This window comes from Streptomyces fagopyri (genome assembly GCF_009498275.1).
GTDB lineage: Bacteria > Actinomycetota > Actinomycetes > Streptomycetales > Streptomycetaceae > Streptomyces > Streptomyces fagopyri.
Genome location: NZ_CP045643.1, coordinates 2169172 through 2181197 on the forward strand (window position 1 = coordinate 2169172; position 12026 = coordinate 2181197).

Below are 12026 nucleotides of genomic sequence, written 5' to 3' on the forward strand. Positions count from 1 at the left end.
CCATGACCCCATGGACGACGAGACGGTGGAACGGTTCATCGAGGACGGGTTCGTGCGGATCGAGGGCGCCTTCCCGCCGCGCGTCGCCGAGGACGCCGCGCGGCTGCTGTGGAGGGAGACGGGATACGACCCGGACGACCCCGGCACCTGGGAGGAACCCGTGCGCTGGGTGAGCAGCATGGAGCAGGGCCCGTTCGCCGCGGCGGCCAACTCCCCCGCGCTGCACCGGGCCTTCGACCTGCTGGTCGGCGAGCGGCGCTGGCAGCCGCGGTACGCGCTGGGCAGCTTCCCGCTGCGGTTCCCGCACCCGGACGAGCCGGACGACGCGGGCTGGCACATCGAGGGGAGCTATCTCCCCGACGGCCGGTCGCTGTACCACTCCAACCTCTCCTCACAGGGCCGGGCGCTGCTGATGCTCTTCCTGTTCAGCGAAGTGACCGAGGACGACGCCCCGACCCGTATCAGGGTGGGCTCGCACCTCGACGTACCCCCGGTGCTGGCGCCGCACGGCGAGACGGGTGCCTCGTTCCTCGAACTCGGTCCGAAGGTGGCCGGGGCGTCCGCGCACCGCCCGCTCACGCTGGCCACCGGCCGCCCCGGGGACGTGTACCTCTGTCACCCGTTCCTGGTGCACGCGGCGCAGCCGCACCACGGCACGCGCCCGCGCCTCATGGCGCAGCCCCCGCTGTACCCGGCGGTCCCCAACGAGTTGGAGCGGGCGGACGGCGACTACTCGGCGGTGGAGACCGCGATCCGCCGGGGGCTGGCCCAGGAGGCCTGACCCCCGGCGGATCAGCGGTCGCGGGTTCTACGGTGGCGGAGACGACCAGAGGGCGGAGCCAGCACGCCCACCCGCGCAAGCGGGCTCTACGCGTACAGGCGGGCGAGCGCGGTCACCGTCCGTGCGATCCGGTCCCGCAGTCCGGCGGGCTCCAGCACCTCGATCCCCGCTCCGTGGGCGAGGAACTCGTCATGGGCGCGGTCGACGGACTCGATCGGGACGGTGACCCGGGTCCAGCCGTCCGGCTCCTCCACACCGCCGCCCGCCAGAACGTCGCCCGCCGCGCCGGTGAGCCGGGTCCCCGGCGCGACCCGGATCACCGCCTCACCCCGGTGCAGACGGTCGTGGAAGTCCTGTTGGTACGTCGTCCAGTACGCGGCCAGGTCGAAGCCGTCGGGACGCGTGAACTCCTCATCACACGGGTCGAGCCGGAGGATCTGGTCGACGCGGAAGGTACGTGGCCCCGGTCCCGCCACCACGTACCAGCGGCCCGCCTTCAGAACCAGGCCGTACGGCTCCAGGCGGCGCCGTACGTCGGTGGGTTCACGCCATCGCCGGTACAGGACGCTCAGCACCCGGCCGTTCCAGACGGCGTCCGCGACGGCCGGGAGGTACGGGGTGTCGTCGGCGTCCGCGTACCAGCCCGGCGCGTCGAGGTGGAAGCGGTCGCTGATCCGGTCGGCGTGGAACCGCAGTTCACGCGGGAGAGCGGCCCGGACCTTCAGCTGCGCCGCGGCGAGGAGTCGGCCGAGTCCGAGTTCGGCGGCGGGGCCGGGCACGCCCGCGAGGAACAGGGCCTCGGCCTCGCCGGCGGTGAGTCCGGTGAGGCGGGTGCGGTAGCCGTCCAGGAGCCGGTAGCCGCCCGCGTGGCCCGCGTCCCCGTAGAGCGGCACACCGGCCGCGTGCAGCGACTCCACGTCCCGGTACACGGTGCGCACCGAGACCTCCAGTTCCCCGGCGAGCTGGGCGGCCGTCATCCGGTCGCGTGTCTGCAACAGCAGAAGAATGGACACCAGGCGGCTGGACTTCACTGACACAGGATGTCAGGGGAGCGGCTCTACCGTCCTGCCCATGACCTCGACGACCCCCGCGCGTCCGGTGACCTCCACCGGTACGGCGAACTCCACGCATCCCACGACCCGTTCGACCGCGAAGACGGCCACGACCGCCACGACCGCGTCCAACGCGTCGGCTTCCGCCGCGGCCTCGGCGTCCGCCGCCCGGTCGGCCCCCGCGGACGCCGAGGCTCCCACGGGCTTCGCGGAGAAGCTGCTGACCGTCCCGCCGCCCATCGAGGTGGCGGGGCGGTGGATCAAGCGCTATCACGTCACCGCCGACCCCGCGGGCATCGCGCCCGAGGTCGAGAGGGCGGCGTACGCGCTGCTGCCGGCACTGCTGCCGGAGCCGGACGGCACCCCGCCGGCGACGTTCGTCGTCCTGCACCGGGGCGGCGACGACGGCGCCTACCTCAACGCGTACAGCTGGGTGTGGGACAACGTCCTGCACTTCCGGGGCGCGGCGGCGGGCCAGCCCGTGCTGGGCTGTCCGGACCGGGACCCCACCCACTTCGGGACGCTCGCGATGCCCTGGATCGGCTGCGTCTGGGAGCTGCCGCCGATCCTGCACGAACGGGACGCCTGGGTACGGCACTTGCTCGCGCCGGAGGTCCCCGATCTCGCCTCCTACCTCGCCGACTCCCTTCCCGAGGGCACGACGGGAGACCGTTCATGAGCGGCCCGCACGACTTCGACTTCCTGCACGGCGACTGGGAGGTCCACCACCGGCGCCTCAAGGACTTCCTCGACGAGGGCAGCGGCTGGGAGGAGTTCCCGGCGACGAGCCGCTGCTGGAGCCTTTTCGACGGGGCCGCGAACATCGACGAGTTGGCGGTGCCGGGTCAGGGCTGGAAGGGGCTCACGCTGCGGCTGTTCGACCCGGTGGCGCGGGAGTGGTCGCTGAACTGGGCCTCCAGCCGCGGCGGGAGACTGTTCCCGCCGATGACGGGGGCGTTCGGGAACGACGGACGCGGGGTGTTCCACGGCGACGACACACACGACGGGAAGGACGTGCGGGTGCGGTTCGTGTGGTCGGGGATCTCCGCGACCACGGCCCGCTGGGAACAGGCCTTCTCCGTGGACGGGGAGACGACCTGGGCGACCAACTGGGTCATGGAGTTCGTCCGGCCGGCGACTTCCTGAACGCGCGCAGCTCGAAACGGGGTTCGGGGCGCGGGACGTCCTGGTCGGGCAGCGCTTCGAGCAGTGTGACGAAGTGTTCCGTCAGCGGATCGCCGGGCGCCAGCCGGGTGAACCAGCCGCGCCGCAGGTCCGCCGCGGTGCTGCGGGGGCTGCGGCCCTGTCCATGGCCTCGGAACCGGCCACGGCCGGCGGGGACGAGGCCGAACTCGCCTCCGTACGACGTCACCCGGTCCGCCGCGTCCCGGGCGGACCGACGCGGTCGCGGGGCGAGGACGGCGTCGATGTCGCTGCCCACGTCGTGCGCGGCGGCCTTGTCGACGGTGGTGACGTACACCCCGTCGGGGCGCAGCACCCGTGCGCACTCGGCGACGATGTCCCGGACGTCCGATGCGTTGTCGGCCAGGTGGAGCAGCCACACGCTGGTGACGGCGTCGAACGAGGCGTCGGCGAAGGGCAGTCGGCGGCTGTCGGCGCGCACCACGCGGCCCCGGAGCCGTGCCGCGGCCATCCGGGTCATGCTGTGTGCGGCGTCCACGCCTGTCACCCGCAGCCGGGGGCGTGCGGTGGCGAGTCGGCGGGTGACCGTTCCGGTGCCGCAGGCCGTGTCGAGCAGGTCGCGCGCGTCCTCGGGGACGAGGCCGAGCACCGCCTTGGCGGCCGCCTCGGCGCGGGGTTCGCCGCCGCGGCCGGCGTCGTAGACGGCGGCTTCCTTCTCGTAGTCCAGCATGCCGGTCAGACGGCGCCGTGGCCCGGGGCGAGGTTCTCCACCCTGCGGGCGAGCGCGAAGTCCAGGTCGGTCACGGCTCCGCCGACGCTGTGGGTGTTCACGGTGAGGGTGATCGTGTCGTAGCCGAGTGTGAGATCGGAGTGGTGGTCGAGTTCCTCCTGCACCTGGGAGATGTGCACGACCATCGCGGTGGCGGCGGAGTGTGAGGCGAGGCGGTAGGAGCGGGTGAGGTGGTCGCCGTCGAGCGACCAGCCGGGCAGGGCCGGCAGGCGCGCCTCGATCTCCTTCTGCGGCAGGGGTTCGACGGGCATGGCGTTGCTCCTTCGGTACCGGTGGGGTGTTTCTCAGCGTGTCACATTCCTCGCGTCCGGTCTTGTCACCCGGTTTCCTCGCCCCCGCCGCCCCTGCCCGTCCCGTACCTGAGGGCTCCGCCCCCAGCCCCCGCCAAGGGCCTCCGCCCCCTGGACCCCCGACCGCCCGAGGGGCTCGTCCTCAAACGCCGGACGGGCTGAAAGACATGCCCCCCGCCGGCATTCCCGCGCGGGCCCGCACCCCAGCCGGTCCGGAACCGTCCAGCGCGAGCCGACATCTCCAGCCCGCCCGACACCATCCGGCGCGGACCGGCACCTTTCAGCGCGGGCCCGCATCTCCAGCCCGTCCGGCGCTTGAGGACGAGGCCGTCCAGGCCGACGCGGGGGTCTGGGCGCGGCAGCCCCCAAGGACGGGTCGGGTAGGGGCTGCGGCGGCGAAGGAACGCCCGGCCCCCACGTCGCCCCCGTTCAAGACGTCCCGCACGCCCCTCGCCTCCGCTACGGTCGGCGCATGTCCATGGTCACGCCCGGTTCCAGCACGCCCCCGATCCCCCACGCCGGGGCGGGAGTCGGTCCACTCCTGCGCGACTGGCGGGAGCAACGCCGGGTCAGCCAGCTGGAGCTGGCGCTGCGCGCCGACTCCTCCGCCCGGCACATCAGCTTCATCGAGACGGGCCGCTCCCGTCCGAGCGAGGAGATGGTGCTCCGGCTGGCCGAGCACCTCGACGTACCGGTACGCGAACGCAACGTGCTGCTGCTGGCCGCCGGCTACGCCCCGCGCTACCCGGAGACCCCCCTCGACGACTCCGCCATGGACGCGGTGCGGCAGGGCGTGGAGCGGCTCATCCAGGCGTACGAGCCCTACCCGGCGCTGGTCGTCGACGCCACGTACACCGTGCTCGCCGCGAACCGGGGCATCGCCATGTTCCTGGACGGCGTCCCGGAGTCGCTGCTCACGCCGCCGCTCAACGCCATGCGGCTCACGCTGCACCCCCAGGGCCTGGCCCCGCGCATCCGCAATCTGCGGGAATGGCGTACTCACCTGCTCGCGCAGATGGAGCGCCGGATCGCCCTGCACCGTTCCGAGCCGCTGCGCGCGCTGTACGAGGAGGTGGCCGCCTACCCGGTCCCGCCCGCGGATCCGGAGCCGGCCGACGGGGCGGCCGCCGAGCCGGTGCCGTACTTCGCGCTGCCGATGCGGATCGAGCACGACGGGCGGATCCTGTCGTTCGTGTCGTCCATCTCCACCTTCAACACGCCGATGGACGTGACGGTCGCCGAGCTGGCCATCGAGACGTTCCTGCCCGCCGACCCGTCGACGGTCAAGTACCTCCAGTCACTCGTGTCTTGACGAACGGTCAATGATCCGTTTGAGTCTGTTCCGTCCTGTCGGCCCCGTGAAGGTCCAGGGGTCGCATGACAGACTGCTCGGGGGGCTTCGGCGCGTGGGGAGGGCCTGGCGTGAGTGAGCGACGGGCTGCGCCCACCGTGGGGCAAGTGGTGCTCGGGCGGCGGCTGCAGGAGTTGCGGGAGGCGACCGGTCTGCGGCGCGAGGAGGCCGCACGCGTCCTGCGGGTGGCTCCGGCGACCGTGCGGCGCATGGAGATGGCCGAGGTCGCCCTCAAGATCCCTTACCTCCAGGTGCTGCTGACGACGTACGGAGTGGCCGACCAAGAGGTCGCGGCCTTCGTCGCGCTGGCCGAGGAGGCGAACCGGCCGGGGTGGTGGCAGCGGTTCCACGACGTGCTGCCGGACTGGTTCAGCATGCATGTCAGTCTGGAGGGCGCCGCCCGGATGATCCGGTCGTACGAGCCGCACTTCGTGCCCGGGCTGTTGCAGACCGAGGAGTACGCGCGGGCCGTCCTGGAGGCGGGGACGGTCGGGCAGACGGGTCCGGAGGCCATCGAGCGGCATGTCACGCTGCGCATGACCCGGCAGCAGCTGCTGCTGGGGCGGGAGAACCGGCCCCACCTCTGGGTGATCATGGACGAGACCGCGCTGCGGCGGCCCGTGAGCATCCGCGGCGAGGTGATGCGCAACCAGATCGACCGGCTGCTGCGGGAGTTGGAGAGTGACGACATCTCGCTCCAGGTCGCCGAGTACGCGAGCGGGCCGCATCCGGGGACGTACACGTCCTTCGCCCTGTTCCGCTTCGCCGAGCCGGAACTGCCGGACATGGTCTACAGCGAGTATCTGACCGGCGCCGTCTACCTCGACTCGCGGCGTGAGGTGGCGACGCATCTGGAGGTCCTGGACCACATGTCGGCCCAGGCCGCCTCCGTCCCCCGTACGAAGGAGATCCTGCGGGAACTGCGGGACTCCTACTGACGGAGGTCCCGCAGGAGGAAGTCCCGCACCGACGGGTTCCCGGTGAGGCGGGGCGCCCCGCATCCACGGGTTCCCGGTGAGGCGGGGCGCCCCGCATCCACGGGTTCCCGGTGAGGCGGGGCGCGCCGGAGCCGCGGTCCCGCACCCCGGCCCCAGTCCCAGTCCCAGTCTCAGTCTCAGTCCCGACTCCGGCCGCACAGAACGATTCGGCTAGGCCGCGCCGCCCCTCGCCTCCCTGTCGTCGTCCACGATCTCGGCGTCCACCACACCGTCCTCCTCGGCCGGGGCGTGCTCGTCGGCCGGTTCGTCGTGGGGTGTCCGCTCGGCCCGCGCGTACATCGCCTGGCCCATCCGCTGACTCACCGAGGCCAGGTGCTCGACGCCGGCCCGCAGCGCGGTCGTGTCGTCGGCCGAGTCCACCAGGAGCCGCTTGAGGTCGGCGATCGCGGACTCGACCTCCGGCCTGGTGTCGGACGGTACGCGCTCGTCGTTCTCGCGCAGGAACTTCTCCGTCTGGTACACGAGTTGCTCGGCCTGGTTGCGGGTCTCCGCGGCCTCGCGGCGCGCGCGGTCCTCGTCGGCGTACTCCTCGGCCTCGCGCATCATCCGGTCGATGGCGTCCTTGGGCAGCGCGGAGCCGCCGGTGACCGTCATCTTCTGCTCGCGGCCGGTGGCCAGATCCTTCGCGGAGACGTGCATGATCCCGTTGGCGTCGATGTCGAAGGCGACCTCGATCTGCGGGACCCCGCGCGGCGAGGGCGGCAGCCCGGTCAGGTCGAAGACCCCGAGCTTCTTGTTGTACGCGGCGATCTCCCGCTCACCCTGGTAGACCTGGATGCCGACCGACGGCTGGTTGTCGGCCGCCGTCGTGAAGATCTCCGAACGGCGCGTCGGGATCGTCGTGTTGCGCTCGATGAGCCGGGTCATGATGCCGCCCTTCGTCTCGATGCCGAGCGAGAGCGGGGTGACGTCGAGGAGCAGGACGTCCTTGACGTCACCCCGGATGACGCCCGCCTGGAGAGCCGCTCCGAGCGCCACCACCTCGTCCGGGTTGACGCCCTTGTGCGGGTCCTTGCCGGTGAGTTCGCGGACGAGGTCCGTCACCGCCGGCATCCGGGTCGAGCCGCCGACCAGGATGACGTGGTCGATCGCGGCGAGCCGCACCCCCGCGTCCTTGACCGCCCGGTGGAAGGGCGACTTGCAGCGGTCGAGCAGATCGGCGGTCAGCTCCTGGAACTGAGCGCGCGTCAGTTTCTCCTCCAGGTGCAGGGGTCCCTCGGCGGAGGCGGTGATGTAGGGCAGGTTGACGGTGGTCTCGGAGGAGCTGGAGAGTTCGATCTTGGCCTTCTCGGCGCCCTCGCGCAGACGTTGCAACGCCATCTTGTCGCGGCCCAGATCGATGCCGTGGGAGGCCTTGAAGCGCTGGGCGAGATGTTCGACGATCCGCTGGTCCCAGTCGTCCCCGCCGAGCCGGGTGTCGCCGTTGGTGGCCTTGACCTCGATGACGCCGTCGCCGATCTCCAGGAGCGAGACGTCGAAGGTGCCGCCGCCCAGGTCGAAGACGAGGACGGTCTGTTCCTCGCCGCGGTCGAGCCCGTACGCGAGGGCAGCGGCCGTCGGCTCGTTGATGATCCGCAGGACCCTCAGTCCCGCGATCTCGCCCGCCTCCTTGGTGGCCTGGCGCTGGGCGTCGTCGAAGTGGGCGGGCACGGTGATCACGGCGTCCGTGACGTCCTCGCCGAGATACGCCTCCGCGTCCCGCTTCAGTTTCTGCAGCACGCGCGCCGACAGCTCCTGTGCGCGGTAGCGGGTGCCGTCGACGGAACCGTGCTCCGGGAAGCGCCAGTCCGCGGCGCCCATGTACCGCTTGACCGAGCGGGCGGTGCGCTCCACGTTCGTCACGGCCTGCCGCTTGGCGACCTCACCGACGAGCACTTCGCCGTTCTTGGCGAAGGCCACCACGGAGGGAGTGGTGCGCGCGCCCTCCGCGTTGGTGACGACGGTGGGGTCGCCGCCCTCCAGTACGGCCACCACCGAGTTCGTCGTACCGAGGTCGATCCCGACCGCACGTGCCATGTCCGTCCCCTTCCGCCGGGGTGCTGCCCGGACTCCAGCACAAAACTTGAGTGCCGTCTTGTCAATGGGGCGTACTTCTCCGGCGGGTCCGTACACAACGGTGCCGCGGCCCTCTGGGGACCGCGGCACCGTGGCGTACGGGGTGTCAGGCCAGCTTGGCGGTCAGGGTGATCGTCGTACCCGTCAGGGCCGCGCTGACCGGGCAGTTCTTCTTGGCGTCCTCGGCCGCGGCCACGAAGCCGTCGTTGTCGAGGCCCGGTACCGCGCCCTCCACGGTGAGGTGGATGCCGGTGATGCCCTCACCGGGCTGGAACGTGACGTCGGCGTTGGTGATCAGCTTGGTGGGCGGGGTGCCCGCGCCCGCGAGGGCGTGCGACAGCGCCATCGAGAAGCAGCTGGAGTGGGCGGCGGCGATCAACTCCTCGGGGCTGGTCTTTCCGTTGGCGTCCTGCGCCCGCGACGCCCACGTCACCGGCTGCTCGCCGATGCCGGAGGAGTCGAAGGTGACGACGCCGCTGCCCTCGAGCAGGTTGCCTTCCCACACGGTGTGCGCGGTGCGCGTGGTTGCCACGATGATTCCCTTCGATGGGGCGGTGGGTCCCGTGTTCCGGGTCCGTGCGCACCATCCGATCACACCCGCGGGCCGCTCACCCACAATGACGGCTCACCGCACGCGGAAGACCGGCCCCCGCGCCGTGAACGGGAGCCGCGCGCCGTCCGGAATCAGATACGCGTGCTCGCGCCGCACACGCAGGACGTCGCACCAGCCGTCCGTGATGACCAGCACCGGTGCTCCCGGCGGGAAGTCGTCCGCGCGGTGCAGCAGGTCGATGCCGGGCTGGAGCACCGTACCGCCGCGTCCGCGCACCCGGACCCGGCCGGCGATCTCGGTGACCGGCAGATAGCCGGCGTCGTGCGGCGCGGCGTCGCAGAACACGACGCGCGCGGCGGGTACGTCACGGGCCTCGGCGTACGAGGCGATCGCGCCCAGCGCCTTGCCGAGCAGGGTGCGGTCCATGGAGCCGGAGGTGTCGAGGACGACGCCGAAGGTGCAGCGGGCGATCTCCTCGGGCGGGAAGTACCGTCCGGCGCGCGGGATGTCGGGGGTCGAGGCCTGCCGTCGCGCCGGACGCGCGTACGTCCGTACGGGCTCGGGGCGCGGCACGAACTCGTCGAACCAGCGGGCCAGTCGGGCGTCCCAGGGCAGCGGCGGGTGGCTGAGCGCGCGGATCTCCTCCACCAGACCGCCCGGCAGGAAGCCGCGTTCCTGGTGCTGGTGCAGGTCGAGGCCGCGGGCAAGTCCCCGGCGGTACAGCTCGTCGAGGTCGACGTAGTCGCGCGGGGAGCCGATCGGTCCGCCGAGAATGTCACCCGCGCCCTTGCCACGCAGGGTGGACAGGCGGCGCATCCGGCGCAGGTCGGTCGCGATCCGGTCGTAGACCTCCTCCGCCGACAGGTCCGTCAACTCGGCGTCGTACAGCAGCCCGTCGGGCATCGTGCCGACCTGCATCGCGCACAGCCATCCGTTGACGACGTAGTCGCAGGCGACGTTGAAGAGGTACGGGTCGCGGGTGCCGCACCGGTCGCCGTGGCGCAGGGCGGCGTGCAGCATCTCGTGGGCGAGGACGAACCGCCATTCCTCGTCGTCGAGTTCGCGCAGCGGGTTGACGTAGATCTCGCCCGACTCCGCGTCGACCGCCGCGACGGAGATGTCGTGGGCGCGCGCCAGTTCGGCGTCGGCGACCAGGGTGATGCCGGCCGCGATGCCGCCGAGCAGCGGGTAGGAGGAGACGAACCAGCTCAGCGCGCGCTCCCAGGGCTGTAGCCGGGTGGGTCCGCCGCGCATGGAGGAACGGCGGCCGCCGGCCACGTCCAGCGCCGTGGCCACGGTGCGCGTCAGGGCGTGCGCGAAGGCGAGCTGCCAGTCCGGCGCGGTGCCGCCCTTCCAGGTGTTCCAGGGCACCAGCAGCTGGTCCGGGTCCGCGCCGGCCGTACCGCAGCGGTCGTACGCGGCCGGGATCCCGTCGCGGCGCCAGCGGGCGGCGAGCTGCTCCTCGTCGCCGCCGGGATAGGACGGCGGCAGGTCCTCGGGGGTGCTGCCGACCGGGAAGCCGAGCAGGAAGCGGTTGACCACGGCGCAGCGGGCGGCGAGGTCGTGCCGGTCGGGCTGCTCGCGCGGGCCGGTCGCCGCGGGGACGTGGCCGAAGCCGAGGTGGATGACGCCGTGCGCGACCGCCCAGGCCCACTCGGCGGGTTCGGCCCGGCGGGTGGGGTGGACATGCAGTACGCCGCCGGAGTCGACCCGGACGAGGCCCTCGCGGGGCGACGCGTCGCAGTCCTCCCGGCGGCAGGTGCTGAACCCGATGGCGGCGAGCGCGCGGTTGGCCCGGACCAGTCGCATGCCCTCCGCGAACGCCTCCCCGGCCGGGTCCTTCTTGGGCTGGTCCCGGCGGCGCGCGCGGCTCACCGGCGGGCCTCCACCAGTCGGGGCATGTCCCGGGCGGCCTCGACCAGGAACCACGCGGGCAGGACGGGATTGCCGTCGGCGTCCGGGGAGATGACGCTCTGCGCCACCTCCACCGAGATCTCGGCGAGCTGCACGAGCAGCGACTTGGCGCGGAACGCGGTCTGCTGTCCGGCCGCCGAGAGGTGGTCCTTGCTCACGGGCAGCTCCTTGACCAGACGTCCGCGGAAGGACTCGGCGAGGTAGTAGAGCAGGTCGCGGTCCTCGGGGCGGTGCGGCCAGCGGGCGTCGCCCTTGAGGACGGCCTCGATGCCGAACCGGCTGCGCACGATCTTGACGTAGCCGCGGAAGGCGACCGCGTGCGCGGGCGTCAGCGTGCCGTGCGCGATCACGCCCAGGGTGGCCTCGTCGAGGGCGGGACCGAAGGAGTGCAGCGCGTCGGAGAGCATGTGCCAGGAACGGGGCGTGGAGAAGGGCTCCTCCGTCTTGGGCGGCTTGGACCACAGGTGGTCGGGCCGGTCGGTGAGGTGGTCCAGGACCCAGGGGTGGATGCCGTTGCCCGCCGCCCAGACCAGCCAGTCCTTCGGCGAGGCCTCCAGGTGCACATGGGCGAGGCGGTTGACGAGCGCGGAGGCGATCGGGCGGGCGAGCGCGTTGTCGGTCGCGCGGTTGCCCGCTCCGATGACGATCGACCCGGCGGGCAGCTCGTAGGTGCCGATGCGGCGGTCCAGGATCAGCGAGTAGAAGGCCTTCTGGACGTCGGGCGTCGCCGCGTTCAGCTCGTCCAGGAACAGGCAGTACGGCTCGTCGCGGGCGATCGCCTCCGGCGGGCAGAAGACGGAACGTCCGTCACGGATCTGCGGGACGCCGATGAGGTCCTCGGGCGCGAGCTGGGTGCCGAGCAGGCTCACGCACTCCAGTCCCAGCGACTCGGCGAACTCCCGCACCAGAGAGGACTTTCCGATGCCGGGAGCGCCCCAGATGAAGACGGGCCGCACGGTCGCGAGACCGAGCAGCAGCTCCGGGAGGCGGGCGGGGGTGACGGTGACGGCTGCGTGCACGCACGGACTCCTGGCGGGTGTTCGAGTGGAGCGCGCGGCTGCGCGGTGTCCGGAACGGCCAGTGTGTGCGCGCGAGTCCG

At 72.3% G+C, this 12026-nt stretch carries 12 protein-coding genes; 5 read left to right on the plus strand and 7 right to left on the minus strand.

The window, feature by feature from the left end:
- The first annotated feature begins 10 nt into the window (after positions 1 to 10).
- Positions 11 to 781 carry a phytanoyl-CoA dioxygenase family protein gene (locus GFH48_RS09255; protein ID WP_153287802.1) on the plus strand — a complete coding sequence of 257 codons (771 nt, stop codon included), beginning with the start codon at positions 11 to 13 and terminating at the stop codon, positions 779 to 781.
- 86 nt (positions 782 to 867) lie between these two features.
- Here the strand turns inward: GFH48_RS09255 and GFH48_RS09260 are convergent, their stop codons facing one another.
- Positions 868 to 1812 (minus strand): helix-turn-helix transcriptional regulator, encoded by a 945-nt coding sequence (locus GFH48_RS09260; RefSeq protein ID WP_153287803.1) that lies wholly within the window; start codon positions 1810 to 1812, stop codon positions 868 to 870.
- 238 nt (positions 1813 to 2050) lie between these two features.
- Between GFH48_RS09260 and GFH48_RS09265 the strand changes: the two genes are divergently transcribed.
- Together GFH48_RS09265 and GFH48_RS09270 are read left to right on the plus strand one after the other, a co-directional pair.
- A complete protein-coding gene (locus tag GFH48_RS09265; protein WP_153292808.1) occupies positions 2051 to 2512 on the plus strand; it encodes a hypothetical protein in 462 nt (153 codons plus the stop codon).
- The gene (locus tag GFH48_RS09270) at positions 2509 to 2979 is read left to right on the plus strand and encodes a hypothetical protein (protein ID WP_153287804.1); all 471 of its coding nucleotides are present in this window, start codon (positions 2509 to 2511) and stop codon (positions 2977 to 2979) included. The genes GFH48_RS09265 and GFH48_RS09270 overlap by 4 nt, the downstream gene beginning before the upstream one ends.
- On the opposite strand, the gene GFH48_RS09275 is transcribed toward GFH48_RS09270, so the two are convergent.
- Positions 2948 to 3706, minus strand: a complete 759-nt coding sequence (locus tag GFH48_RS09275) for a class I SAM-dependent methyltransferase (protein WP_153287805.1) — start codon at positions 3704 to 3706, stop codon at positions 2948 to 2950. The genes GFH48_RS09270 and GFH48_RS09275 overlap by 32 nt on opposite strands.
- A gap of 5 nt (positions 3707 to 3711) precedes the next feature.
- Positions 3712 to 4017, minus strand: coding sequence for a 4a-hydroxytetrahydrobiopterin dehydratase (locus GFH48_RS09280; protein WP_153287806.1), 306 nt, complete (start codon positions 4015 to 4017; stop codon positions 3712 to 3714).
- A 517-nt stretch (positions 4018 to 4534) separates the two neighbouring features.
- Between GFH48_RS09280 and GFH48_RS09285 the strand changes: the two genes are divergently transcribed.
- A complete protein-coding gene (locus GFH48_RS09285; protein WP_456114897.1) occupies positions 4535 to 5368 on the plus strand; it encodes a helix-turn-helix domain-containing protein in 834 nt (277 codons plus the stop codon).
- Between the two features lie 110 nt (positions 5369 to 5478).
- Positions 5479 to 6345 carry a helix-turn-helix domain-containing protein gene (locus GFH48_RS09290; protein ID WP_153287808.1) on the plus strand — a complete coding sequence of 289 codons (867 nt, stop codon included), beginning with the start codon at positions 5479 to 5481 and terminating at the stop codon, positions 6343 to 6345.
- Between the two features lie 210 nt (positions 6346 to 6555).
- Here the strand turns inward: GFH48_RS09290 and dnaK are convergent, their stop codons facing one another.
- The 4 genes from dnaK to GFH48_RS09310 all read right to left on the minus strand — a co-directional run bounded on the left by dnaK (position 6556) and on the right by GFH48_RS09310 (position 11946).
- A complete protein-coding gene (dnaK, locus tag GFH48_RS09295) occupies positions 6556 to 8421 on the minus strand; it encodes a molecular chaperone DnaK (protein ID WP_153287809.1) in 1866 nt (621 codons plus the stop codon).
- A gap of 145 nt (positions 8422 to 8566) precedes the next feature.
- Positions 8567 to 8992 carry an OsmC family protein gene (locus tag GFH48_RS09300; protein ID WP_153287810.1) on the minus strand — a complete coding sequence of 142 codons (426 nt, stop codon included), beginning with the start codon at positions 8990 to 8992 and terminating at the stop codon, positions 8567 to 8569.
- A 93-nt stretch (positions 8993 to 9085) separates the two neighbouring features.
- Positions 9086 to 10822, minus strand: a complete 1737-nt coding sequence (locus GFH48_RS09305) for a vWA domain-containing protein (RefSeq protein WP_153292809.1) — start codon at positions 10820 to 10822, stop codon at positions 9086 to 9088.
- Positions 10823 to 10884: 62 nt separating this feature from the next.
- Complete coding sequence (locus GFH48_RS09310) at positions 10885 to 11946, minus strand: ATP-binding protein (RefSeq protein WP_153287811.1); 1062 nt, start codon at positions 11944 to 11946, stop codon at positions 10885 to 10887.
- Positions 11947 to 12026 lie beyond the last annotated feature (80 nt).

Bases quoted from the DNA above. Each gene is read 5' to 3' on its own strand.
- GFH48_RS09255 (WP_153287802.1), top strand. From the start codon at position 11: ATGGACGACGAGACGGTGGAACGGTTCATCGAGGACGGGTTCGTGCGG.
- GFH48_RS09270 (WP_153287804.1), top strand. From the start codon at position 2,509: ATGAGCGGCCCGCACGACTTCGACTTCCTGCACGGCGACTGGGAGGTC.
- GFH48_RS09275 (WP_153287805.1), bottom strand. From the start codon at position 3,706: ATGCTGGACTACGAGAAGGAAGCCGCCGTCTACGACGCCGGCCGCGGC.
- GFH48_RS09280 (WP_153287806.1), bottom strand. From the start codon at position 4,017: ATGCCCGTCGAACCCCTGCCGCAGAAGGAGATCGAGGCGCGCCTGCCG.
- GFH48_RS09285 (WP_456114897.1), top strand. From the start codon at position 4,535: ATGGTCACGCCCGGTTCCAGCACGCCCCCGATCCCCCACGCCGGGGCG.
- dnaK (WP_153287809.1), bottom strand. From the start codon at position 8,421: ATGGCACGTGCGGTCGGGATCGACCTCGGTACGACGAACTCGGTGGTG.
- GFH48_RS09305 (WP_153292809.1), bottom strand. From the start codon at position 10,822: ATGCGACTGGTCCGGGCCAACCGCGCGCTCGCCGCCATCGGGTTCAGC.